This window comes from Actinocrinis sp. (genome assembly GCF_035650855.1).
Lineage (GTDB): Bacteria > Actinomycetota > Actinomycetes > Streptomycetales > Catenulisporaceae > Actinocrinis.
Genome location: NZ_DASRGV010000052.1, coordinates 1 through 24,836, shown reverse-complemented (window position 1 = coordinate 24,836; position 24,836 = coordinate 1). Strand labels below are relative to the sequence as shown.

Below are 24,836 nucleotides of genomic sequence, written 5' to 3'. Positions count from 1 at the left end.
CCAGAAAGCCCTCGCCCCCGCCTAACTCGAGGCCGGGGACTGCGTCTGCGCCGCCTGGGCTGCGGCGGACGCCGGCGCCGGCGCGGCGGCGCGCACGCTGAGCCGCGAGCCTGCGATCGCCGCCGCGACCTCGGTGATTCGCGCCAGCCGCATGACCTCGAATCGGTGGAACGCGGGATCCCCGATCCGGCAGGCGACGACCAGTACCCCGGTGTCACCGACCGGCGCGCACGCGTAGCGCGCCGGGCCGACGGACACGGTGGCGGCGCGGCGCGGAAGCTCGGGCAGGACCGGCTCCCGCGGGGCGTCCCAGCTGCGGGCGAGTACCGCGGATTCGGGCAGCGGCCCGGCGGTTCCGGCGTGCACGGCGATGGCCCAGTCCGCGGCCAGGATCCGCGGCATCGCGTCGGCCAGGATGTTGAGCGCGGCGCGCGGGTCGGCGGCGACGCGGCCGAGCAGGTCGAGGTCGGGGAAGGCGCCGGGTACTTCGCCGGAGGGCCGGATGCCCTCGACGGCCACGGAGCCGAGCGCGCGCAGGGAGCGTTCCAGCCGGCCCTGCTGCTCGGGTTCGGGCAGGAACACCGTGATCTCGTCCAGCGCCCGGCCGCGTTCCCGGCTCAGGACGCTGACCTGCACGATGTCGGCGCCACAGGCGCCCAGCTCCCGGGTAACCTGCCCGAGCGCCCCGGGTCGGTCGGCCACCCAGATCCGCAGCCGCAACAGCACGCCGTCCTCCTCACCTCTCGTTGCCGCCCGCGCCGGGCGGCCCGGCGGGCGGAAGTGGATGTCGCGGAAGAAGCCGTCGCCGTCGACCGGCCCTGCCAGTCTCGCTACGCCGCGTTTCCGGACCGTTGCCGGCGTGTCACAAGCGCTGGCGAACCGGGGCGAGCAGACTCGCGGCCTCCCTGGCCCTCGCGCTGAGCCCGGTGCGGATCCGGGCGCCGGTTCGGCTGCTGGTTTCAGTAGGCGCAGCGGTTTCAAGGGGGGCACCGGTTTCAGCCGGGGCACCTTCACCCGCCGCCGCGCCCGCCGCGGCGTCCATCGCCCGCTTGCGGGCCCTGAGCCGGGCCGCGACGGTCAGCGCCGCGAAACCGCCGGCGAACACCGCGCCGGCGACCAGCTCGTGACTGTAGAACCTGCCGGGCGCCTCGTCCTGGATGCGGGAGTGGAATTCGTCGACGCGCCGCGGGAACGGGGAGAACCCGAAGAAGATCCGGGTGGGCTTGTCGATGTCCGGGACCGCGGCGCCGACCATGCCCGCGATGACCGCTGCCCGACGCGCGGGGGGCGTGACTGCCGCGGCCGCGCCCATCACGGCGAGCCCGGTCAGGCCGTCGGCGACCGCGACGCGCAGGAAGTGGGACTTGCTGAGCCACTTGCCCCAGTGCGGCAGCGCGTCGAGCGCGAAGTGCGAGGCGACGCCGAGTGGCAGCGCCGCGGCCGGGCTCTCGGCGGCCGCTCCGATCAGCGCTCCGGACAGCACGTGGTTGGTGATCAGCATGGACAAGCCTCCGTGTCTCGGGAACGGCGCCTTCTCTACCCTCCACAAGATCACACATAGGTGTGATCACGCTGAGAATCCGGGAAAACCCGTGCGAACGGCTGCGGCTGTCTGCCCGCCCGCGGGCCTAGCCGAGGCGGGCGAAGTCCAGGACCCGCAGCACCGCGCGGCCGGCGGCGTCGCTGGCCGCCAGGTCCACCTCGGCGCGCAGCATCCAGTCGCGGTCGCCTTCCGGGTCGTCGATCACCTGCCGGACCTTCCAGACCCGGTCCTGGTTGCTGTTGAGCTCGTCCTCCTGCACGAACAGCAGCTTCGGGCCGCGCGCGTCGGGTCCGGTGAGGATCTCGTCGTGCTGGTCGTAGTACTCCCCCAGCGCCTCGTCCCAGTCGTCCGCGCTCCACGCGCCGTCCCACTCCTCGGTCGGCGGCAGCCCGAGCTCCTGGAGCACCAGCGCGTCGTCCGCGTCGAGTTCGGCGAGGCCGTCCACATCGTCCTTCGCCGCGAGCTCGACCCTGCGGAACAGGGCGTTGCGCACCAGGACGCGGAACGCGCGCGGATTGGCGGTGACCGGCGGCGGGGCGTCGTCGGCGGTGGCCTCGAGTTCCGCGGCGGCGTCGGGGTTGGTCAGTGCCTCCCACTCGTCGACCAGGCTGGAGTCGACCTGCCGCACGATCTCGCCGAGCCATTCGATCAGGTCGTGCAGGTCTTCGCTCTTGGTGCTCTCCGGGACGGTGTGCCGCAGCGTCTTGTAGGCGTCGGCGAGGTATCGCAGCACGATGCCTTCGGCGCGGGCGAGCTGGTACGCGGAGACGTAGTCGGAGAACGTCATCGCCTGCTCGTACATCTCGCGCACCACGGATTTGGGGCTGACCGGGTGGTCGCCGATCCACGGGTGCGCGCGCCGGTACAGGTCGTAGGCGTGTCCGAGCAGCTCCGCGAGGGGCTTGGGGTAGGAGATCTCGGCCAGGCGTTCGATGCGTTCCTCGTACTCGACGCCGGCGGCCTTCATCTCGGCGACCGCTTCGCTCTTGGCCTTGTTCTCCTGCGCGGCGAGGATCTGGCGCGGGTCGTCGAGCGTTGATTCGACGACGGAGAGCACGTCGAGGGCGTAGCTCGGGGAGAGCGGGTCGAGCAGGTCGAAGGCCGCGAGCGCGAACGTGGACAGGGCCTGGTTGAGCGCGAAGTCCTGCTGCAGATCGACGGTCAGGCGCAGGGTGCGCCCCGTCTCGTCCGGCTCGTCAAGCTTCTCCACGACGCCCGCGTCGAGCAGGGAGCGGAAGATCGCGATGGCGCGGTGGATGTGCTTGCGCTGGGCGGCGCGCGGCTCGTGGTTGTCGGTCAGCAGCTTGCGCATCGCGTCGAAGGCGTTGCCGGGCCGCGCGATGACCGCCAGCAGCATCGCGTGGGTGACCTGGAAGCGGGAGACCAGCGGCTCGGGTTCCGCCTCGATGAGCTTCTGGAAGGTCTGCTCGCTCCAGGCGACGAAGCCCTCCGGGGCCTTCTTGCGGGTGTAGCCGCGCCGCCGCTTCGGGTCGTCGCCGATCTTCGCCAGGGCGCGTTCGTTCTCGATGACGTGGTCGGGGGCCTGCGCGGCGACGTACCCGATGGTGTCGAAACCGGCGCGGCCGGCCCGGCCGGCGATCTGGTGGAACTCGCGGGCACGCAGCATCCGCACCCGGCGCCCGTCGTACTTGGACAGGGCGGTGAACAGCACGGTGCGGATCGGGACGTTGACCCCGACGCCGAGGGTGTCGGTGCCGCAGATGACTTTCAGCAGCCCGGCCTGCGCGAGGCGTTCGACCAGGCGCCGGTATTTCGGCAGCATCCCGGCGTGGTGCACCCCGATGCCGTGGCGCACGAACCGGGAGAGCGTCTTGCCGAACTTGGTGGTGAACCGGAACCCGCCCATCAGCGTCGCGATCGCTTCCTTCTCCGCGCGGGTGCACACGTTCACGCTCATCAGCGACTGGGCGCGTTCGATCGCGGCGGCCTGGGTGAAGTGCACGATGTACACCGGGGCCTGTCCGCCTTCGAGCAGTTCCTCGACGGTCTCGTGCAGCGGGGTCATCCGGTAGGAGTAGGAGAGCGGCACGGGCCGCTCGGCACTGCGCACGGTGACGGTCTGGCGGCCGGTGCGGCGGGTCAGGTCGCCCTCGAACCGGGTGACGTCGCCGAGGGTGGCGGACATCAGCAGGAACTGGGACTGCGGGAGTTCCAGCAGCGGCACCTGCCACGCCCAGCCGCGGTCGGGGTCGGCGTAGAAGTGGAACTCGTCCATGACGACGAGCCCGGCGTCGGCCTCGCGCCCGTCGCGCAGCGCGATGCTGGCCAGCACCTCGGCGGTGCAGCAGATGATCGGGGCGGTCGGGTTGACCGAGGCGTCGCCGGTGAGCATGCCGACGTTCGCGGACCCGTACGCCGCGCACAGGTCGAAGAACTTCTCCGAGACCAGGGCCTTGATGGGCGCGGTGTAGTAGGAGCGCTGGCCGCGCGCGTAGGCGGCGAAGTGCCCGCCCGCGGCGACGAGGGACTTGCCGGAGCCCGTGGGCGTGGCCAGGATCACGTTGCCGCCGGTGAACAGCTCGATGAGGGCTTCCTCCTGCGCGGGGTAGAGGCTCAGACCGCGCGCGTCGGTCCACCCGGTGAACGCCTCGTACAGCGCGTCGGGGTCGGTCGTGTCGGGCAGCCGGTCGAAGAGGTCCACGCCCGGTATTCTCGCAGCGCCGGCGGCGGGTTTTCGCCGTGGCGCGGGCGGGGTTCGGGTGGTGGGCGGCGGGCAGGGGCGCGGGCGCGGCGCGCCCGGGGTTCAGATGGTGGGCGTCGGCTACCGCGAGCTGGGCCGGGACCGCTAGGCTGCGGGGCCATGATGGCGTCGATACGGCTGTTCGGGCGGGGTAAGAGCGCGGCGGGCGCGGGCAGCGGCACGGCGGTCAGCGCCGAGCAAATCGCGCAGCTGCTGGCGGGTCTCGAGACCGCGTCGATGTCGACCACGTGGCGCTGCCGCCACGGCTCGGGCACCGCGATCGGCGAGGGCGCGGTGGACTTCGAGACGCGCCGCTCGCGCGCGACGGTGATCCGCGGTAAGCACGCGTTCGAATACGTACGCGTCGGCTCCAGCGTGTACCGCGCGCCGATCCTGGATGACGAGGTGCAAGCACAGCTCGGCGGCGGCAAGAACGCCTCGGCCGCGAAAGCGGGCGGTGCGGCGACGGTGGTCTCTCCTGTGGACGACGAGGACGAGGTCGAAGACGACGCGGACCTCGGCGAGGAGATCGACTCGGACGCGGAGCTGGAGGCTGAGGCGGACGAGGCCGATCTGCTCGACGAGGCCGACGTTGACCTCGACGGCGTCGACGACCCGGACGCGGCGGCCGAGGACGACGAGTCGTTGGACGCGCAGGACGAGAAGGACGAGGACGGACCGCAGCGCGCCTGGCAGACCTTCAGCGAGAACGACGCATGCGGTGTGCACGCCTACGCGGAGCCCGCGGTGCTGGCGGCCGGTGTGCGCGCGGCGGGCGCGGTGACGGCCGCGGGACGCCAGGAGTTCGACGGGCAGGTGCTGACCGGGTACGCGGTCACGCTCAAGCCGAAGCCCGCGGACCCGGACCGGCTGCTGGCCCGCCTGGCCCGGCAGCTGCGCGACCACGGCGCGAACACGCTGGTGCTCACCGCGTTCGTGGACGAGTCGGACGCGGTGAGCGAGGCCGTCCCGGATTTCTCCGGCACCGCGAGCGAGGACGCGGCCGAGAGCGGGCCGCGGATCGTGCGGCTGCGCCTGGAGCTGCCGCACTGGACCCCGGCGGACGACCCGACGGCGGATCACGCGGTGACCGTGGACCTGTTCGAGTTCGGCGACCCGGTGGACGTCCAGGCGCCGGGCGGCGGCACGACGCGGCGCACCATGCGTTCGTGCGCGGACCTGGCGCTGTTCTGACCAGGCGTCAGGTCGCGCAGGTCTTCGGGATCCGGGCGAGGGCGGTCAGCGAACGCCGAGCGCCGGCAGTTCCCGAAGTGCCTGCGGTCCCCGGCGGTAACACGGCGGATCATGGCGGGCGGTAGCATGTGCGCCGCGGCGCGCTTCAACAACGCGGTCCGGCCGGTTCGGCGTGGCGCGGCGGCGGAACGGAAGGGCACCGGGTGACGACGACGGTGGCGAGCGGGCACGACCACGACGCGGCAGGCAAGGCGGGCGCACCGCTGCCGCCGCGCGCGAAGGTCGCGGTGGCGGCGGGCAAGGTGACCGGCGCGGTCTCGCGCGCCGCCGGGCGCGGCTCAGGCGCGGTGATCGGCGGTCGGGTAGCGCTGCGTCTGGACCCGCAACTGCTGGCGCGGCTGACCGCCGGACGCGACTGCGTGCTGGTGTCCGCGACCAACGGCAAGACCACCACCACCCGCCTGATCGCCGAGGCGCTGCGGGCGCTGGGACCGGTGGTGTCCAACGCGCTGGGCGCGAACATGCCCGCCGGGATCACCGCCGCGATGGCCTCCGACCGCGACGCTCGGCACGCCGTGATCGAGGTCGACGAGAAGTACCTCCCCACGGTGGCCGCGCAGACCAAGCCGCGGGTGATCGCGCTGCTGAACCTCTCGCGCGACCAGCTCGACCGCGCCGCCGAAACCCGGATGCTCGCCCAGCGCTGGCGCGACGGCCTGGCCGGCACCGCGGCCACCGTCGTGGCCAACTGCGACGACCCGCTGGTGGTGTGGGCCGCGGGCGAGGTCGCGAACGTGGTGTGGGTCGCGGCCGGACAGGCGTGGCAGGAGGATGCCTGGTCCTGCCCGCGCTGCGGCGGCGTGCTGCAGCGCCCGAGCGCCGACTGGCACTGCGCCAAGTGCGACTTCCGCCGTCCCGCGCCCGCGTGGAGCTTGGACGGCGACGCGCTGCGCGACCCGCTCGGCGTGCGCGTGGAGCTGGGCGGGTTGCGACTGCCGGGCCGCGCGAACCGCGCGAACGCGACGACGGCCGCGGCGGTCGCCTCCCTGTTCGGCGTGGACCCGCAGCGCGCGGTCTCGCGCATGGAGCAGGTCACCGCGGTCGCCGGCCGCTATGACACGGTCACCTACCGGGGACGGCGGCTGCGCCTGCTGCTGGCGAAGAACCCCGCGGGCTGGCTGGAGACCTTCGACCTGGTCGCGGCCGAGGCGGACGCCGGCGGCGCCGACGGTGGCGGCGCCGGGCATCCGGTGCTGCTGTCGGTCAACGCCCTGTCCGCCGACGGCACGGACACCTCCTGGCTGTGGGATGTGGACTACACGCGCCTGGCCGGCCGGCCGGTGCTGGTGATCGGGCAGCGGCGCCTGGATCTGGCGGTGCGCCTGCAGGTCGCCGGGGTCGAGTTCACCGTGTACGACGACGTGGACGCCGCCGTCGACGCGGCGCCCGAGGGACTGATCGACGTGATCGCGAACTACACGGCGTTCCAGCAGCTGCGCGCGAGGGTGGGTGCCTGATCGTGGCGAGTGACAGTGCACTGCGGATCGTGTGGATCTACCCGGATCTGCTGTCCACGTACGGGGATCAGGGCAACGCGCTGATCCTGGCGTACCGGGCGGCGGCGCGCGGGCACGCGGTGGAGCGGGTGGACGTGCGCAGCGACCAGCCGATCCCGCAGCAGGGCGACATCTACCTGATCGGCGGCGGCGAGGACCGTCCGCAGCGCCTGGCCGCCGAGCGGTTGCGCAAGGACCCGGGTCTGACGCGGGCGACGGAGCGCGGAGCGGCGGTGCTCGCGGTGTGCGCGGGTTTCCAGCTGATGGGCCACACCTTCTACGACGAGCAGGAGGGCGTGCTGCCGGCGCTGGGGCTGATCGACGTGACCTCGCATCGCGGCAGTGTGCGCTGCGTCGGCGAGGTGGTCGCGGACGCCGATCCGCAACTGACGGTCGGCGGCGTGGGTTTGGGCGCGCTGACCGGGTTCGAGAACCACATGGGCACCACGCTGCTGGGTGAGGGCGTGCGGCCGCTGGGCACGGTGCGGGTCGGCAACGGAAACGGTGCCGGGGCCGGCACGGACGGCGCGCACACGGGGAAGATCGCGGGCACGTACCTGCACGGCCCGGTGCTCGCCCGCAACCCGGCGCTCGCGGACCTGGTCCTGTCCTGGGCCGACGGCAACCCGGCCGCGTCCCCGGTGGATGACGGCTGGCACCTGCGCCTGCGCAAGGAGCGGCTCGCGGCTGTCGGCGCGTAGACCGGGACTGACTGCTTCTCGCGATCTTGTCCCGCTCATAGACCGTCCGGTAAATGACGGAGCGGGCGGTCGGTGGTGTCCGTTTGACTCGGACATCCGAGGTTGCCGGTTGGTTGTCTCGTTGCGCAGGACAACCGGTTGGCTGTCCCGTTGAGCGGGACGCCAGCCAGGTGGTTGCCGCGCGCTCCGCCGCCTCGCTGACGCTCGGCGGCTACGGCAGCATCCCGGCACCAGGCATCCTGGCACCGGGACAGGCGAGTCGGTCAGCCGGTCCCGGTCAGGGCGTAGCACGCGACCGCGGCCGCCGCTGCGACGTTCAGCGAGTCGACCCCGGGCGCCATCGGGATGCGTACTCGCAGGTCGCAGGCCGCAAAGGCGCGCGGGGAGAGTCCTTCGCCCTCGGAGCCGAGCAGCAGCGCGACCTTCTCCCGCGGCCCGAGGCGCAGCTCGCGCAGGTCGATCGCGTCCGGCGCGGGGGTCAGCGCCAGGCGCCGGTATCCGTGCTCGGCCAGCAGGTCCAGGGCGCGCGGCCACGGCGGTCCGTCGGGGTCTGCGCCTAGACGCGCGTACGGGACCGCGAACACGGTGCCCATCGAGACGCGTACCGCGCGCCGGTAGAGCGGGTCGGCGCAGTCAGGGGCGAGCAGCACCGCGTCCATGCCGAGCGCGGCCGCGCTGCGGAAGATCGCGCCGATGTTGGTGTGGTTGTTGACCTTCTCCAGCACCACCACGCGCTGCGAGCGCTCCAGGAGTGCGGCGGGGTCGGGCAGCGGCAGCCGGCTCATCGCGGCCAGGGCGCCGCGGTGCACGTGGAAGCCGGTGACCTGTTCCAGCAGGTCAATCCCGCCGACGTACACCGGCGCGTTGGTGCGCTCGAGCACCGGGCCCATCACGGGCAGCCATTTGTCGGACAGCAGCATCGAGCGCATCGGATATCCGGCGTCGACGGCGCGCGCGATGACTTTCTCGCCCTCGGCGATGAACAGGCCCGCTTCCGGTTCGGTGCGGGTGCGCAGTTGCATGTCGGTCAGGCCCACGTAGTCGTGCAGCCGCGGGTCGTCGGCCCGGGCGAGGCGCACCAGCCGCCCGGTCAGGTCCAGCGGCACCTCGGTCAGGACCCCGCCGTGCGCGCCGTGTCGCGGGCCAGGGCGACGACCGGGCCGAGCACGACGATCGCCGGCGGGCGCACCCCTGCGGCCGCGAGGTCCGCCGCGGCGTTCCCGAGGGTGGTGTGCACGGCGCGCTGACCGGGCATCGCGCCGTCCTGGATCGCGGCCAGCGGCGTCGCAGGGTCCTTACCGTGCCCGATCAGGGTCTGTGCGATCGCGCCGATGCGCTCGACGGCCATGAGCAGCACCAGCGTGCCGCGCGCCTGCGCGAGTGCGGCCCAGTCGACCAGCGAGTCGGGGTGGTCCGGGGCGATGTGCCCGGAGACGACGGTGAACTCGTGCGCCACCCCGCGGTGCGTGACCGGGATGCCCGCCAGTGCGGGCACGGCGACCGAGCTGGTGATCCCGGGCACGACGGTGACCGCGATGCCGGCCTCGGTGCAGGCGATCAGCTCCTCGTAGCCGCGGCCGAACACGTACGGGTCGCCGCCCTTGAGCCGGACCACGAACCTCCCGGCCTTTGCGCGCTCGATCAGGATCCGGTTGATCTCCTGCTGCGCCATCGCCCGCCCGTACGGGATCTTCGCGGCGTCGACGAGCTCGACGTCGGGAGCGAGCTGGTCGAGCAGCGCCTGGGGGGCGAGCCGGTCGGCGACCACGACGTCGGCCTCGGCCAGCAGCCGCCGCCCGCGCACGGTGATCAGGTCCGGGTCGCCGGGCCCGCCGCCGACCAGCGCGACGCCGGCGGGGCGTTCGCGGAAGCGGGGGGCGTTGAGGGTGCCTTCGCGCAGGCCCTCGACGACGGCGTCGCGCACCCGCTGGGAGCGGCGCGGGTCGCCGCCGTGCATCACCCCGGGGCTGAGGACTGCGACCTGCACTCCGGCGTGCTGTCCGACCGCGGGGGTCCATGCGGTGGAGGTCGCGGCGTCGTCGGCGCGGGAGCAGAAGACGCGGGCGGCTTCGGCTTCGGCGGCGACCGCGGCGTTGACCGCCTGGTCGTTGGTCGCGGCCACGGCGTACCACGCGTCGGCCAGGTCGCCGGCCTGGTAGGGGCGTTCGTGCCAGGCCACGCGGCCCGCTGCGGCCAGGGCGTCGAGCGCCGGGGTGGCGTGCGGCGCGATCAGCTCGACGTGTGCGCCGGCGCCGAGCAGTCCGGCGACGCGGCGCGAGGCGACCGGTCCGCCGCCGACCACGACGACGCGCCGCCCGGAGAGCCGCAGTCCGGCGAGGTACGGGTCCGGCGTCGCGGGCGCGGACGAAGCGCCGGCAGGGTTCTGTTCGCCGCCCGGGGGCGGGGTGACGGTCACGTGCGTTCCCGTTCGGTGGGCGGCAGCACGCTCGCTTCGCTGGCGTCGGCGACACCAGCGTCGTCGAACGTGGCCACCTCGCGCAGCGCGCGCACCGCGGCGCCGACCAGCGGCAGCGCCAGCGCCGCCCCGGAGCCTTCGCCGAGCCGCAGCTCCAGGTCGATCAGCGGTGTGATGCCGAGGGCTTCGAGGGCGAGGGCGTGCCCGGGTTCCGCCGAGCGGTGTCCCGCGACGCACGCCACCGTCACCTCGGGGCTCAGGGCCTGCGCGACGAGCGCGGCCGCGCCGGCGATCACGCCGTCGAGCACGACCGGAATGCGCAGCGCCGCGGAGCCGAGGATGAAGCCGGCCAGCGCCGCGTGCTCCAACCCGCCGAACGCGGCCAGCACGCCGACCGGGTCCTGCGGGTCCGGCCGGTGCAGCGCCAGCGCGGCGCGCACGACCTCGACCTTGTGGGCGTAGGTCTGCTCGTCGATCCCGGTGCCGTAGCCGGTGACCTGCGCCGGGGACGCTCCGGTGAACGCAGCGATCAGCGCGGCCGAGGCGGTGGTGTTCGCGATGCCCATGTCCCCGGTCAGCAGGCAGCGGTTGCCCGCCGCGACCAGGTCGCGCGCGGTCTCGATCCCGGCTTCGAGGGCCGCGACGACCTCTTCGCGGGTGAGCGCCGGCCCCTGGGTCATGTCCGCGGTCCCGTAGCACACCTTGCGCGGGATCAGGCCGGTCTGCGGGGTCAGTTCTGCGTTGACTCCGACGTCCACGACGCACACCTCGGCGCCGACCTGCTTGGCGAACGCGTTGACCACCGCGCCGCCGGCCAGGAAGTTCGCGACCATCTGCGCGGTGACCTCCTGCGGCCAGGGGGTCACGCCCTGGGCGTGCACGCCGTGGTCCGCGGCGAACACCGCGAGGGCCGCGGGCTCGGGCAGCGGCGGCGGGCAGACCCCGGCGAGCCCGGCCAACTGCTCGGAGACCGCCTCCAGGACGCCGAGCGACCCCGGCGGCTTGGTCATCCGCGACTGCCGGTCGCGCGCCGCGGCCAGGGCCTCGGGGTCGAGGCCGCGGATCGCGTCGACGGTCTCGTTGAGCAGCGAGATCGGCTGCGCGCCGGGCAGCGCGCGGCGCCCGAAACGCTCCTCGTGCACGGCCCACGCCAACGGGCGGCGTTTGGCCCATCCGGCTCCGGCCAGTTCCGGCTCCTGGGGGAAGGACTTGACATATCCGACGCAAAGATACGCCACGACCTGCAGATGATCCGGCAAGTCCAGGACCGCGGCGAGTTCCCGCTCGTCGAAGAAGGACACCCAGCCGACGCCCAGTCCTTCGGCGCGGGCGGCCAGCCACAGGTTCTCCACCGCCAGGCAGGAGGAGAACGGGGCCATCATCGGCTGGGAGTAGCGGCCGAGGGTGTGTCGGCCGCCGCGGGTCGGGTCGCAAGTGACCACGATGTTGACCGGGGTGTCGAGGATCGCCTCGATCTTGAGCGCGGCGAACGCGCGGGCGCGGGCCTTGGGCAGGGACTGGGCATAGGAGCGGCGCTGGCGCACGGCCAGGTCGTGCACCCGCCGACGCATCGCCTCGTCGCGGATGACCAGGAAGTCCCAGGGCTGGGAGAACCCGACGGAGGGGGCGGTGTGCGCGGCTTCCAGGATGCGGGTGAGGGTCTCGGTGGGCACCTCGTCGGACAGGAAGTCGTTGCGCACGTCCCGGCGCTCGTGGATGACCCGGTAGACGGCGGCGAGCGCGTCGTCTTCGTAGGCGGGCGCGCGGTTCGGATCTTGGCCGGGCTGCCGCTGCACGGCGGCAGCTTGCGGCTGGGCCTGCGGCTGCGGCTGATGTTGCGGCACGGCGGCGGGGGCGGCGGCTGCGGTTTGCTGCTGCGGTGCGGCGGTGGCTTGCCGCTGCACCGCGGGCGCTGCCTGGGCGTTTGCCGGAGCGGGGGCCGAGGCGGCGGGCGCGGTCGTCGCTGCGGTGCGGCTGGCGACCGCTTGCTGCGCGACGGCAGGGTTCTGCGCCGGGGCGCTCGCCGGGGCGGCGACCTTCTCATCGGGTGAGGGCTCTGCGACGCGGCGGCGGGTTCCGCGCGGCGCGGGCATGTTCGCTGCAGCGTTCTGCGCGGCGGCAGCGATGGTGGGCGGTGCCTGAGCGCTCCGCGGGGCAGGGGTGGCGGCAGTTGGTGCCTGCGCAGGCTGCTGAGGTGCCGCCGCGCGAGCTGTGGCGGCCGCCGGAGCGGAGGTGGGCTGCTCGGACGTCTGCGGTGCCGCAGCGGCAGCCGCGGCGGCGGGCACCTGGACCTGGCCAGGCTGCTGCGCGGCAGGCGCCTGCGCCTGGTTCGGGCTTTGCCCCACAGTGGTCTGAGTCTGGTCGGTGGCGGCAGGTGCAGCAGGCGTCGACGTCTGCGCCGGTGCCGACACGGTGGCCTGCGGCTGCGCTTGAACCTGCGCCTGGGCCGGAACCTGTGCCTGCTGCTGATCAGATGCTTGATTGCGGGCGTGCGCCGCAGCGGCTTCGGCTCGGCTGGGTGCCGCGCTGTGCACAGCCTGCGACGGCGCGCCTGCCGGAGCCTGCGCTGCCGCCTGCTGCGGTACTTGCTGCGCCGTGTTCGGGCTCTGCTGGTGCGGTTGCGCGGACGGCGGGACCTGCCCGAACCCCGGGGGAACGGGCTGTGTGGCCTCGATGTCGACAGCCTCGGCAGCCGGAGCGGCCTGCCATGGCGCGACCATCTCCTCGCCGGCTTCGCCCTTGGGTGACGGGCTCTCGTCGGCGAGTGCGTCGAAGGAGCCTGACGATCCGGGTCGGGTCGCCGTCGCGGCCGCGCCCTCTCCTGCCGCGCCGCGCGGCTGCGGCACCGGAGCGACGGACCGCAGGCGCTCGCTGCTCAGGTCGTCGGCTCCGCGTTCCGGTCCGGGGCGACCGGCTTGACCGGCCTGTTCGGCGATCTGGCCGGACTGCGCGGCCTCGGCTGGTGCGGGCTGCGCGGCGGCAGACGCGGGCGGGCTCGGCTGCTGCTGTAAGGGCTGTTGCATTCCAGGTGCCTGTGCTTGTGTCTGCAGCTGCTGCACTCCAGGTGCCTGCGGCTGCGGTTGTTGCGGCGCGACGACAGGGCGGCGCGGCGGCGTAAGGGTCTCGCGTGCGGCCGCCGCCTGCGGCACAGTGCCCTGAATACGGCCTTGAGCCTGGGCCTGTGCTTGCGCGGCCTGCTGTGCTTGACGTTCCGCGCGCGGCGGACGGGTCGGCAGCGGCGGCGGGCCGGGCAACGGCTCGTCCGGCACCGGCGGCCTGGCGCCCGCGGCGGTCGGCGACGGCACCCGCGGGATACCCGACACCGAAGGCGACTGACCGAGCGGGACTTGCCCGCTACCACCGGCCGACGTCGGCTGCGGACCATCCTGCGCAGGCTGCTGCTGCCCCGGCTGAGCTAGCTGCGGTTGCTGACCCTGCTGAGCTTGCTGTCCTGGCTGAGCTGCCGCGGCCGGTTCCCGGCCCTGCGCCCCGGGCGCAGAACCCTGCTGCGCCGGAGGAGGCGCCGCCGTCCACGTCCCCGGTCCGCTCATCGACGGACGCTGCGTCGTGCCCGACGCGCTCGGCGCACCTGAGCCCGCCGCTTGCGGCGCCGAACCGTTCACCGGCGCCTGACGCGAGGAGAACACCGAGCCGCGACCGTTCAATCCGCCCGGCGCCGCGCCCGCACCCGGCTGCTGCGGACCGCCCGCCACCGCAGCCGGAGCTCCCGGGCGCACCGTCGGCTCGTCGAACATCGGGCCGGGGCGAAACTCCGTGGTCGGCGCGTCGAATCCCGGCGGCGGCGCGGCCTGCTCGTACGCGCCGGATTCGAAACCCGGACGCTCGAACCCCGCGCTCGACGCCGCCGGATCGTACCCGGCGCGTTCGAACCCTGCCTGTCCCGGCTGCGGACCCGGCTGCGGACCGCTCGCCGCCGGGTCGTATCCGCCCGGGCGTGACTGATCGCGCGCCTCGAAGCGCCGGCCCTGCTGTGTGAAGCCCGAATCGAACGGCGACGCGTCGAACCGCTGCTGCGGGACCTGCGGCATCCCGCCCGCACGCGACCCGTATCCGTTGACGTATCCCTCGCCGTACACCTCGCCGCCGTACCCGGCGTCCCCCTGACCCTGCGTCTGCTGCGCCCGTGGCGGCGGGACCTGCGCTCCTACCGCACCGGCCCCCGGCCGCTGCTGCGCGTCCGGCACGCCACGCCGACCCGCGCCCGCCGCGCGCTGGCCGGTACCGTCCGGCTGCCCCGCCCCGCCGAACACCGCCTCCGCGTAGGGAACGCTCCCGGCCGCCAGCCACGGCGCCCCCGCCACACCGCCGCCCGCCATCGCACCGCCCGGCGCGTCGCCACCCGCCGCAGGACCCTGATGCGGCACTCCCGCCGCCGGCACCCGCGGACCCGTCGGAGGCGCGGTGCGCGCGGCCGCTCCGGGCCCGGCCTCGGCCCCGGCACGGTCGAACTCACCCGTGCCGTAGCCGCCGTTCCCGAACTCGTCGGTGCCGCTCATCACGCCTCCTCGATCCCAGTGGCCCACGCCGCCCGGCGCCTCGCGCGCACCGCACGCGAAACCGGCCCGGCTCCAGGCGCGAACTGCCCGCCCCCGCCGCCGGCGAGGCGATCACGTACCCTATCGGGATTCACCGACGGCCGGGAAAGCCCGCCGGCCACGCGCAGCGTCCGCGAGCCAGTATTGGCCACCGCCCGCCACCCTCGGAACCAGTACGCGGTCCGAGTGAGTGACGCCATCCACTCGGAAGACTGACGCACCCGCGCCCTCGACCCGTTGCACCGGTAAGGACCCCCGCCGGCACGCGCACCCGCGTCGTTCACGGCCGTTCGCCCCACAGCACGAACACCGGGTTGACCGCCGCGAAGCGGTGCGCGTCGCCCGGCATCGGCGCCAGCCGCGAGGACTGCAGCAGCACCCCGTCGACCTTGCGGCCCGACACCTTCAGGGCCTGCTTCGCTTCCGCCACCCGGTCGATGGCCGAGAGCGTGACCACCACGATCCGCGGGTCCCGGTTCATCGCCGCGCGGATGATCTCCACCCCGCCGCCGCCGACCATCACCGCGTCCGGCTGGGGCAGGTCCAGCAGCGCCGCCGGAGCCTGTCCGCGCACCACGCGCACCTCGACGCCGTGCATCGTCGCGTTCAGGTCGATCCGCTCACACGAGTCCGCGTCCCGCTCCACCGCGATGACCGCCGCGCCCAGCCGCGCGCACTCGATACCGACCGAACCCGAGCCCGCGCCGACGTCCCACACCAGCGCTCCGGGCCGGGGCGCCAGCCTGGCCAGCACCAGCGCCCGCGCCTCGGAGGTGGTGATGCGCGCCGTACGGTGCACGAACGCGTTCTCCGGCAGCGCCCAGCTCCCGGGCGGCCCGCCCCAGCCCGCCAGCAGCGGCGGACGCGGCGGCGCGGTGCGATCCTCGTCGATGCACAGCACGATGCTCGGCTCGCCCCAGTGGTGTCGGCCCGCGGCCTCCTCAAGGCTCAGCCACTCCACCGACTCCTCCGGCTCGCCGAGCCGCTGCGCCACGATCAGCGTGCGCTCCAGCGGGTGCTTGTCCGGACCCAGCAGCTCCACCGCCAGCTCCCGCGGACCCGCGCCCGGACCGGTCAGCACCGCCACCTTCGGATGCGCCCGGCACAGATTCGCCGCCGTACGCAACGTCGAGACCGGACGCCCGGCCGCCGGGTCGAACACCGAGCGGCCCGCCGTGGCCCGCTCCGTCGGGTCCACCCCGTCCGAGGCCGCGTCGACCGCGACCACGAGGGCGTCCTCCCAGGCCACGCCGATCCGCCCGAACGCGGCCGCCACGGACGAGATCGCCGGCAGCGTACGTACCCTGATGTCCTGGTCCCGCAGCGCCCGCACCACCCCGAAGAACCCGGGGTCGCCCGACGCGACCACCACCGCCGGCCCGTCGTGCAGCGCCAGGTGCGTCAGCGCGGAGCCCAGGCCGCCCATGTAGATGCGTCGCGCCGTCTCCGGGATCGGCAGCGCGTCCAAATGCCTGATGTTCCCGACGACGAGCGTCGCCTCCGCCAGCGCCCGGCGCGCCTGAGGGGAAGGGGGAGACCCGTCGAACCCGAGGACGGTCACCCGCGCGCTGCGCCCGCTCAACTCCTGCGATCCCATGGCCGTCCGATCATCGCACGGATGCCGGGCCCGTGTGACTAACTACCGGCGAATGCGAGTCCTGAGTTCCCTGGGCTGAGTGCTCCTTTTCGTGCGGCTGTTCGCCAGGATGCTGGTGTGCATGGGCGTGCATGTGTCCGCTGCTGTGGTCGTGCCCGTGACCATGGTGATGGTGTCCGGCCGGATCGTCCGGGTGATCGTGCGGGCGCTGCGCCGCGCCGACCCGGTCCTCGAATCCCGGCATCGCGATCCGGTACACGCAGGCGTCGCAGTTGACCGCCACCGGCCCGGCCAGCGCCTCGGCGTACCGGTCCAAGACCAGGTCGGTCAGCACGTCGCCGTCCCCGAGCCCGGAGTCCCCCAGCAGGCGCCCGACGGTCACGTCAAGGCCGAGCGTCTCGGCGGCCCGCTCGCTGTGCTCGACGATCCGGTCCGGCAACACGCCCGCGAACAGGAAATACGGCAGCACCGTGACCCGCCGCGCGCCCAGCCGCGCCAACCGCTCCAGCCCCTCGCCGACCGACGGGCGCGCCAGTGAGACGAACGCCGGTTCGACGAACTCCACCCCCGAATCCCGGGTCGTCTCCCAGAGCAGCCGGGCCGCCCGATGCAAATCAGCGTTCGCATCCGGGTCCGTCGTCCCGCGCCCCACCATCAGCACCGCGTCCGGCTTCGGCTGGGCACTGGCGGCCAGCCGCGCACGCAGCAAACCGATGATCTCCGGATGCACGCCCAGCGGCCGCGCGTACCGAGTCCGCAGCCCCGGATTCCGGCCGCGCTCCCGCGCCAACGCCGCGGGGATGTCGCCCTTCGCGTGCCCCGCAGCCAGCAGGATCAGCGGCACCGCGACCACGTCACGCCGCCCCTGCGATACGAGCTGCGCGACAGTGTCCCGCAGCGGCGGCGGCGACAGCTCGATGAAACCGCCGGCCACCGCCTCGACCGGCACGTCCGCCCGCCCCCGCGCGCGCTCGCCGACGCGCTCCACGAACGCCCGGAACTGGCCCGCGCCCTCGTCGTCCCGGGTGCCGTGCCCGACGATCAACAATGAGGTCACGTTCGGCTCCACTCGGATTCGCTGCTCGACTCGAAATACAACAGGGCGTTGACGGCGGCGGCGGCCACCGCCGAACCGCCCTTGCCGCTGCGATTCGACACCGCCCGCGCCGACAACCCTTCGTGCGCGCGCAGCGCGGCTTTCGACTCGGTCGCGCCGACGAACCCGACCGGCAATCCGATCACCAGCAGTGGCCGGTACTCGTCGCAGTGCTCGATCAACTCGAACAACGCCGTCGGCGCGCACCCGACGACGTACACGGCCCCCGGCCCGGCCTCGCGGGCGGCGAGCCGCAGCGCCGCGGCCGAGCGCGTGATCCCCTCCGCCGCCGCCAGCTCGGCCGCGTGAGGGTCCGTGATGCGGCACACTGCCTCGCGGCGCGTGATCCCGGCCGCGACCATCGCCACGTCCGCGACGATCGGCGCCCCGGACCGCAGCGCGGCAGCGGCCTCGGCCAGCACCGGCTCCGGCGGCAGCACCAGATCCTCGGCGTAGTCGAGATCCGCGCTGGCGTGCACAACCCTCTCCAGCACGGCTCGCGCCAGCGCCGGCCACGAAGCCGCCGCCGGGAACCGGTCCGCCAGCCGCGCCCGCAAGATCGCGTACGACTCCTGCTCGATCGCGTGCACGCTCCTCACCGGCCACTCCCCCTCTCGACCAGCTCGATCGCGTCCACCGGACACACCTCAACACACTCCCCGCACCCGGAACACCGCTCCGCCACCACCAGCAACTGCCCGGCGCGCGGCCGAAACGCGTGCTCCGGGCAGGTCAGCAGGCAGGCGCCGCACCCCTGGCAAGCCCCGACCTCCGCGACCAGGGCCTCATGCGTCAGCGCGCCCATGCGTACCCCCGCGGCGTCACGAACCGGCCGCCGACGATCCGCGACTGCGAACACCCGACCGTCACGACCGTGTACATGTCGACCACCGCCGGATCGAACAGCTCCAGCGTGGTCAGCCCCCGGCTCTCATCCGGCCGCGAAGCGTTGCGCACCCACCCGACCGGCGTCGAACCCGGCCGGTGCTCGACCAAGATCCCCAGCGCCTTGCCCAACTGCCAATCGCGCTGCCGGGAGCGCGGGTTGTAGAAGGAGACCACGAAGTCGCCCTCCGCCGCCGCGCGCACTCGACGCTCGATCGCCTCCCACGGCGTATGCAGATCAGAGAGCGAAATCGAGCAGTGGTCGTGCCCGAGGGCGGCACCGAGCACATTCGACGCCGCGGTCGCGGCGGTGATCCCCGGGACACAGATCACATCGACGTCGTCAGCATCAGCGTGGTCCAACGCGGGCGACGCCATGGCGTACACCCCGGCGTCGCCGGAACCGATCAGCGCGACAGCCAAGCCGGTCCGAGCCAACTCGACCGCGCTGCGCGCCCGCTCCTCCTCCGCGCCGAGACCGCTGGCGCGGATCTGCGTACCGGGCCGTAGCAGATCCCTGACCTGCTCGATGTATTGATCCAGCCCGACCACGACGCTCGCCCGGCGCAACTCGGTCACCGCACGCGGCGCCAGCAGATCGCGCGCACCGGGACCAAGCCCGACCACCGCGAGCCGACCACGCGGCCGCAACCGCGCGACCGCGGCCGTCGCCATCGGCGACTTGACCTTCTCGACGACCAAATCAGCCAACGGCCGCGTCGGCCCCGCGTAGCGAGCCGCGGCCTCCGCCACCGACGCCGTCCCCACTTCCGCAGCGACGACCTGCGAAGGGTTCGGCACCTCGACCGCCGCGAGTTCGGCCGCCGCGTGGAACACGACCGGCCAGCCGCGCGTGCGCGCAGCCTCCACCAGCCCCGCCTCATCAGCCTTCGCATCAACCGAGGCGAGCCGGACCACGGACCGCGCTGCCAGGCCGCCAGCCGCGAGTGCGGCATCGATCGTGTCCAGCACCTCTTGCGAGCTGACGCCCCGCGACGCCCCGACGCCTACGACCAGCGACGCCGGCCGATACACCAGCGCGCCCTCGCGCACCTCGACAATCTCATCGCAGATCACGATGTCCGCCTCAGCGGGACAAAGCGTCGCCGTCACGTTCGGCGGCAACGCGGGCAGCGGCCAACGCTCCGCGCCGAACACCGTCACCGGCTCACCGGAGAGAACCCGCGCTCCGACCGAAGCCAGCCGCCCCGGATTCTCAATCACGAACCCGAGATCCGCCCCGAACGAATCAAGCGCAGCCACGCCCGACGCGTCGGACGCGGTCGTGATCACCGGCGTGCAATCAAGCACCTCAGCCACCCGCCCCGCCAGCTCGTTCGCACCGTGATGCCCACCGAGCACGGCGACCGCGAACAGCCGCGACTCATCGACGCACACGACCGCCGCATCCTGGGACTTGTGTTGCAGCAGCGGAGCCAGCACGCGAACCGTCGCGCCCACCGCGAGGAAAGAAACCACCGCATCACACTCGGCAAACGCAGCCCGTAGCGCATCCCCAGCGGACTGATCGTCGCCGCCGTAGACACGCGCGTCCCCGCCCCACGCCGCAGCCAACGCAGCCGAAGCAGCACGTCCCGCGGCCGTGGCAGCCACCAAACCGATCACGCGGCACTCCCCCACACGATGTAGACAGGATTGAGAGCGGCGAAGCGGTGCGTCCCATCCGGCAACGGCACCATCCGCGAGGACTGGCTCAGCACCCCGCCGACCACACGACCGTCTGCCTCCAGCGACCGAACCACCTCGCCCACCCGCTCCACGCTCGCCAGCGCGACCACGATCCGGGCCGGCCCACGCTCCAATGCGGCACGCACGACGTCGACCCCTCCGCCGCCGACGAACACGGCATCCGGACGCGGCAAGCCGCTCAGCACGCCCGGGGCGCGTCCATGGATCACCGCCACATCCACCGCGTGCGCCGAAGCGTTCGCCGCGATGCGTTCACACGAAGCCGCGTCCTGCTCGACGGCGACGATGGCCGCGCCGAACCGCGCGCACTCGACGCCCACCGAGCCGGAGCCCGCGCCGAGATCCCACACCAGCTCGCCGACTCGCGGGGCGAGCCGAGCCAGCACCAGCGCGCGCACCTCGGCCTTGGTGATCTGGCCGTCACGATGCTCGAAAGCCGATTCCCCCATCGCCCATTCGTCAGCCGGCCCACTCCAGCCAGCTAACCACCGCTTCGTACTGGATCGCGGCCGTGGAGCCAGGCACAGCACGACGTTCGGCTCCGCGAAGTCGTCACGCTCTGCCGCCTGAGCAAGCGCTAGAAACTCGATCCGCTCGCCTCGCTCCTCGCCGCCGCGGACACGGGTTTCGGCATCGGCCCCGGCTCCGGTTTCGGCGTCGATCTCGGCCTTGGTGTGTACTTTGGTGGGCCTGTTAATAAGCGGGTGCGCTAACCGCTGGGCGACGACGAACACGCGCTCGCCAGCGAGACCTCCACTCAGCAGCTCACGCGCCAGCTCACGCGGTCCGGCGCCCGGCCCGGTCAACACCGCGACCTTCGCGTGCGCGCGACACACGTTCGCCGCTCGCCGCAGCTCGCGGCCGTCCCCCGCTCCATGCGCGCTGACCACGAGAGCGTCGTCCCACGTGATCCCCGCCCTCGCGAAAGCCGTCGCGATCGACGAGACCGCCGGATACACGCCGGCCGGTTCGAACCCCGCGTCCGTCAGCGCTCGTAGCACGCCGAAGAACCCGGGATCGCCGGAAGCGAGCACGGCGGCCGGTCCGTCATGCTCTGCCAGCGCACGAAGCGCCGGCGCCAGCGGGCCGAGCGTGATCGTCGCGCGGCCGTCCTTGCTCGCCTTCTCCGGCTCGGGGTGCAGCCCGAGCGCTTCGAGGTGCCGCGCCCCGCCGACGACGAGCGTGGCCTCGTCGAGTGCTTCCCGCGCAGCGCCAGACAGGGGCGCGCCGTCCCAGCCGATGACCGCTATGCGCGCTGCGGTCTTGGCGGAATCGACCTCGACGGCGCTCATGCGGCGACCCAGTTCGAGCTGGCCGCCACGAGCGTCTTGCCGGTGAAGTCGACGAGGGCCGCGCGCGCCGCGATGTGTCCCTCGGCGAACCGCTCCAGCACGCCGGCGACCTGGTCGCAGAGCACTCGGCCGCACGAGTCGAGCACGCCTGCGTCCTGCCAGACCTCGTACGCGTGGCGCGCGGTGTTCGCCGCGCTCACCCGCTCGGCCACCGCGTCATCGCCGGTGGCCCGCCTCGTGATGTCGGCGAGGACGTCCGTATCGACTGCCGAGCGCGTGTAATGCGTCATCAGAATGCCTGCGGCGAGCTTCGTGAGCTTGCCGATCATTCCTACGAAGACGACCTCGGGTACCGCGTGCTCGACGGCCTTTCGCAGCGCCGCGCCGGTGAAGTCGCCGACCTCGACGAAGCAGACTTCGGGCAGGCCCGGAAGCAGCGCCATCGCACCCTTTTCGGTGCGGCCGCCGGTGCACAGGACGAGCGGCGGCAGCGGCGCGTTCGTGCTTTCTGCCTGAGCGCCGAGAACCGCGACGGCTTGCTCGACCGACGCGCGCCACGATGCGGTAGAGAACGGTCGCACGATGCCGGTCGTGCCGAGAATCGAGATACCGCCGAGGATGCCGAGCCGCCGGTTCGTCGTTTTGCGGGCCATGACCTCGCCGCCGGGCACCGAGATCACGACGCGCAGGACCCGTCCGTCGGCTGTCGCCTGCGCGCTCTGGCCCTGACCCTCGCCCTGCCCCGATGCTCCCGTCCCGAGCGCTTCGCTGACGGCCCGTTCGATCATCGCGCGGGGCACCTGGTTGATCGCCGGACCGCCGATCTCCAAGCCGAGCCCCGGCTTCGTCACGACGCCGACGCCCTCGCCGCCTTCGAGTTCGATTCCCCCGCCCGCGAGGCTGATCGCACTCTGCGTCGCAGCCGCAGCCGCGCCGACACCCTTCCCTTCCCGCCACGACACGGTCGCGGTCAGGTGAGCGCCGTGCGTGACGTCAGGGTCGTCGCCGGCATCCTTGACCACGACGGCCTGCCAGGCGCCGGGCTTCAGCTCTTCGCAGCGCTCGACCGGGAACGTCACCCGCTGCGCCCATTGGCCGTCCTTGCCGGGCAGCGCCACCTCGACCCGCTCGGTGGGCTTGCCCGAGAGCAGCGCGAACGTCGCCGCCTTCGCCGCCGCCGCCGAGCAGGTCCCGGTGGTCCAGCCGCTGCGCAACGCCTTGCCGCCGCGCGTCTTCATGGTGCGCGGCAGGTCGGGCTCGCGAAGTTCGCTCACGTCGGGACCCTACTTCGGGTCCGGCAGCGCGGCCTGCCGGGCCTCGCCGGAGGTTGTCGCCGTGCCGCTCACCGTGCCACTCGTCGCGCCGCTCGCCGTGCCGTTCGCACGCAGTCGGACGCGGGCGGCCGGGTCGGCGCGGCGGTGACCGTGGAAGTGTCCCGGGTGGTAGAGGTGCGAGCGGGTGCCGTGCGCGGCCAGGGCGGGGCCGACCAGGAAGAGCGTGTGCTTCCACAGCTTGCGGGCCTTGACCGTTTCCTCCAGCGTGGCCACGGTGCAGTGCGCCAGCTCCTCATCCGGCCAGGTGGCGCGGGATGCGACGATCACCGGCGTTTCCGGGGCGTACCCCCCTGCCAGCAGCTCGGCGGCGAGCTGGCCGGAGCGGGCGGCGGAAAGGAACACGGCCATCGTCGTGCCGTGTGCGGCGAACGCGCGGATCGACTCGCCCGGCGGCATCGGGGTCTTGCCGCCTTCCAGCCTGGTGAGGATCACCGACTGGGCGACCTGTGGGATCGTCAGTTCGCGCTGGGCGAGCGCCGCGACTGCGGAGAAGGCCGAGACGCCGGGCACGATCTCCACCTCGAGGCCGAGCTCGCTCGCGCGGTCGAGCTGCTCCTGGACGGCCCCCCAGAGCGCGGGATCGCCGGAGTGCACCCGCGCCACCCGCAAGCCTCCGGCGGCGGCCTGCTCGTAGTAAGGCAGTACGCCCTCGATCGGGAGCGCGGCTGAGTCGACGATCTCGGCGCCCGGCTTCGCGTGCTGCAGGATCTCCTCCTGCACGAGGCTGGAGGCCCAGATCACGATGTCCGCTTCGCCGATCGCGCGCGCCCCGCGCAGGGTGATCAGGTCGGCCGCGCCGGGACCGGCGCCGATGAAGGTCACCTTGCCGGGCCCCGCCGCCGTCTCGGCCACGCTGTTAGTCGTCACGCTGTTAGTCGTCGCAGTTTCGATCGTCACAGTGCACCTCCGCGCTGCCCGCGCGCAGGCGGTGCGATCAGGGTCGTGAAGTAGGGCGCTCGGGCCGGCGACGTCTCGGCTGCCGCCACGCGGTCGGCGAGCCGCGAGATCGCCTCGCCGGGCAGGCCCAGGTCGGTACCGAGCACAGCGTGCTCGGTTCGACCGGCACGTTCGACTGCTGAGACGAGGGCGGCCAGATGGCGGCCGCCCTTGTAGACCACGACGGTGCCTGTTCCGGCGAGCGCGGCCTCCATCGCGTCGAGCGAGCGATCGGCCTCGCTACCGGCGACCGGGACGAGCGTGAGCGATTCGCGGCCTTCAGCCAGCGGAACACCGGCACGCGCGGCCAGGTCTTGCATGGCGGTGATTCCGGGGACCGTTCGGATCCTGATTCCCGGCTCGGCCGCAGTGACCGTGTGCCCGAGGTAAGTGAAGGTCGAGTAAAGGTTGGGGTCGCCGAGGGTCGCGAACGCGACGCGACGCGCCCCACCGTGAAACGCGTCCGCGACAACGCGTCCGGCCTCGTCCCAGGCAGCGGTGCGCGCCTCGGTCAGCCCGCCGGTGTCGTCGAGGGCGAAGACGAGCGGTTTCGCCTCGATACCGACCGCCTCGTGTACGATGTGCGCGGCCCGCGACGGCTTGTCCAGCGCAGTGGTCGGCGCGAATACGAGGTCCGCTTCGCGCAGCTCACGCGCGGCCTTCAGGGTGAGCAGTTCGGGGTCGCCGGGCCCGACGCCGACCCCGATCAGCTCCCAGTGCGCCTCCTGGGACGCCGCCTGGGACGTCGTCCGGTGCGCCGCTGCTTCGGCGAGTGCGGAAGCGATCAAGGGGTCCATGCGGCAGCCCCCTGCACGATCCGGGCGGCGATCGACGGCGTTCCGGCCCAATGCAGGTGCAGGTACGAAGCATGCACCCGACCGAGCGCATAGCCTTCCGAGACGCTGCCGCCCGGCGCGTGATCCGCTGCCCACAGCCAGGCCGCCGGGCTCCCCGCGCCCGGGGCGAGCTTGGTGCGGTGAAATTCGTGCCCTGCTACGCGCGTGCCCGCATCGCAGAGCGCGTTTTGCGTCGGCGCGACCGCTTCGCGATAGCCGAGGGTCAGCTGCTTGGTCATCTCGGCCGATGCGGGCAGCACGCCGCACATCGGTTCGCCGTCGAGCGATTCGGCGAGATACAGCAGTCCCGCGCATTCGGCCGCGATGACGCCGCCGTCCTCGGCCAGGTTCCGGACCGCCTCGCGCAGCGGCGTGTTCGCAGAGAGTTCGGGCGCGTACACCTCGGGGAACCCGCCGCCGATCACCAGCGCGCGGGTCCCGTCGGGCAGCTTCTCGTCGTGCAGCGGATCGAAGGGGGTCACC

The 24,836-nt window shown here is 73.2% G+C and carries 18 protein-coding genes and 1 pseudogene; 3 read left to right on the top strand and 16 right to left on the bottom strand.

The genetic code is table 11. The annotated features are described in order from the left end of the window. Positions 1-21: 21 nt before the first annotated feature. The 3 genes from VFB40_RS04235 to VFB40_RS04225 all read right to left on the bottom strand — a co-directional run bounded on the left by VFB40_RS04235 (position 22) and on the right by VFB40_RS04225 (position 4,214). On the bottom strand, positions 22-726 hold the full coding sequence (locus VFB40_RS04235) for an ACT domain-containing protein (RefSeq protein WP_324847941.1): 705 nt from the start codon (positions 724-726) through the stop codon (positions 22-24). Between the two features lie 136 nt (positions 727-862). Further along, the gene (locus VFB40_RS04230; protein ID WP_324847940.1) at positions 863-1,501 is read right to left on the bottom strand and encodes a hypothetical protein; all 639 of its coding nucleotides are present in this window, start codon (positions 1,499-1,501) and stop codon (positions 863-865) included. A 127-nt stretch (positions 1,502-1,628) separates the two neighbouring features. Further along, a complete protein-coding gene (locus tag VFB40_RS04225) occupies positions 1,629-4,214 on the bottom strand; it encodes a DEAD/DEAH box helicase (RefSeq protein ID WP_349261343.1) in 2,586 nt (861 codons plus the stop codon). Positions 4,215-4,364: 150 nt separating this feature from the next. Between VFB40_RS04225 and VFB40_RS04220 the strand changes: the two genes are divergently transcribed. The 3 genes from VFB40_RS04220 to VFB40_RS04210 all read left to right on the top strand — a co-directional run bounded on the left by VFB40_RS04220 (position 4,365) and on the right by VFB40_RS04210 (position 7,695). Then, entirely contained in the window at positions 4,365-5,438 is a 1,074-nt protein-coding gene (locus tag VFB40_RS04220) for a hypothetical protein (RefSeq protein ID WP_324847938.1), read from the top strand. 203 nt (positions 5,439-5,641) lie between these two features. After that, complete coding sequence (locus VFB40_RS04215; protein WP_324847937.1) at positions 5,642-6,955, top strand: MurT ligase domain-containing protein; 1,314 nt, start codon at positions 5,642-5,644, stop codon at positions 6,953-6,955. A gap of 2 nt (positions 6,956-6,957) precedes the next feature. After that, on the top strand, positions 6,958-7,695 hold the full coding sequence (locus VFB40_RS04210; RefSeq protein ID WP_324847936.1) for a type 1 glutamine amidotransferase: 738 nt from the start codon (positions 6,958-6,960) through the stop codon (positions 7,693-7,695). A 263-nt stretch (positions 7,696-7,958) separates the two neighbouring features. Here the strand turns inward: VFB40_RS04210 and VFB40_RS04205 are convergent, their stop codons facing one another. From VFB40_RS04205 to VFB40_RS04150, 13 genes and pseudogenes are all read right to left on the bottom strand, one after another. Beyond that, on the bottom strand, positions 7,959-8,801 hold the full coding sequence (locus VFB40_RS04205; RefSeq protein ID WP_324847935.1) for a TrmH family RNA methyltransferase: 843 nt from the start codon (positions 8,799-8,801) through the stop codon (positions 7,959-7,961). 5 nt (positions 8,802-8,806) lie between these two features. Next, positions 8,807-10,024 carry a uroporphyrinogen-III C-methyltransferase gene (gene cobA / locus VFB40_RS04200; RefSeq protein ID WP_349261342.1) on the bottom strand — a complete coding sequence of 406 codons (1,218 nt, stop codon included), beginning with the start codon at positions 10,022-10,024 and terminating at the stop codon, positions 8,807-8,809. 83 nt (positions 10,025-10,107) lie between these two features. Beyond that, entirely contained in the window at positions 10,108-14,628 is a 4,521-nt protein-coding gene (cobT, locus tag VFB40_RS04195; RefSeq protein WP_324847933.1) for a nicotinate-nucleotide--dimethylbenzimidazole phosphoribosyltransferase, read from the bottom strand. A gap of 319 nt (positions 14,629-14,947) precedes the next feature. Next, positions 14,948-16,264 carry a precorrin-6y C5,15-methyltransferase (decarboxylating) subunit CbiE gene (cbiE, locus tag VFB40_RS04190; RefSeq protein ID WP_324847932.1) on the bottom strand — a complete coding sequence of 439 codons (1,317 nt, stop codon included), beginning with the start codon at positions 16,262-16,264 and terminating at the stop codon, positions 14,948-14,950. 10 nt (positions 16,265-16,274) lie between these two features. Beyond that, a complete protein-coding gene (locus VFB40_RS04185) occupies positions 16,275-17,321 on the bottom strand; it encodes a sirohydrochlorin chelatase (protein ID WP_324847931.1) in 1,047 nt (348 codons plus the stop codon). Next, a complete protein-coding gene (locus VFB40_RS04180; RefSeq protein WP_324847930.1) occupies positions 17,318-17,959 on the bottom strand; it encodes a precorrin-8X methylmutase in 642 nt (213 codons plus the stop codon). Before VFB40_RS04180 ends, VFB40_RS04185 begins: the two co-directional genes overlap by 4 nt. Next, positions 17,956-18,165, bottom strand: coding sequence for a ferredoxin family protein (locus tag VFB40_RS28455; RefSeq protein ID WP_349261340.1), 210 nt, complete (start codon positions 18,163-18,165; stop codon positions 17,956-17,958). The genes VFB40_RS04180 and VFB40_RS28455 overlap by 4 nt, the downstream gene beginning before the upstream one ends. Next, the gene (gene cobJ / locus VFB40_RS04175; RefSeq protein WP_324847929.1) at positions 18,153-19,871 is read right to left on the bottom strand and encodes a precorrin-3B C(17)-methyltransferase; all 1,719 of its coding nucleotides are present in this window, start codon (positions 19,869-19,871) and stop codon (positions 18,153-18,155) included. The genes VFB40_RS28455 and cobJ overlap by 13 nt, the downstream gene beginning before the upstream one ends. After that, the gene (cbiE, locus tag VFB40_RS04170) at positions 19,868-21,247 is read right to left on the bottom strand and encodes a precorrin-6y C5,15-methyltransferase (decarboxylating) subunit CbiE (RefSeq protein ID WP_324847928.1); all 1,380 of its coding nucleotides are present in this window, start codon (positions 21,245-21,247) and stop codon (positions 19,868-19,870) included. The genes cobJ and cbiE (VFB40_RS04170) overlap by 4 nt, the downstream gene beginning before the upstream one ends. Continuing rightward, positions 21,244-22,485 carry a cobalt-precorrin-5B (C(1))-methyltransferase gene (locus VFB40_RS04165; RefSeq protein WP_349261341.1) on the bottom strand — a complete coding sequence of 414 codons (1,242 nt, stop codon included), beginning with the start codon at positions 22,483-22,485 and terminating at the stop codon, positions 21,244-21,246. Before VFB40_RS04165 ends, cbiE (VFB40_RS04170) begins: the two co-directional genes overlap by 4 nt. A 45-nt stretch (positions 22,486-22,530) precedes the next feature. Beyond that, positions 22,531-23,448, bottom strand: a complete 918-nt coding sequence (cobM, locus tag VFB40_RS04160; protein ID WP_324847926.1) for a precorrin-4 C(11)-methyltransferase — start codon at positions 23,446-23,448, stop codon at positions 22,531-22,533. 26 nt (positions 23,449-23,474) lie between these two features. Next, the gene (gene cobI, locus VFB40_RS04155) at positions 23,475-24,314 is read right to left on the bottom strand and encodes a precorrin-2 C(20)-methyltransferase (protein ID WP_324847925.1); all 840 of its coding nucleotides are present in this window, start codon (positions 24,312-24,314) and stop codon (positions 23,475-23,477) included. Beyond that, positions 24,302-24,836, bottom strand: a pseudogene (locus VFB40_RS04150) (cobyrinate a,c-diamide synthase); the annotation flags it as partial. The pseudogene VFB40_RS04150 and the gene cobI, both read right to left, overlap by 13 nt.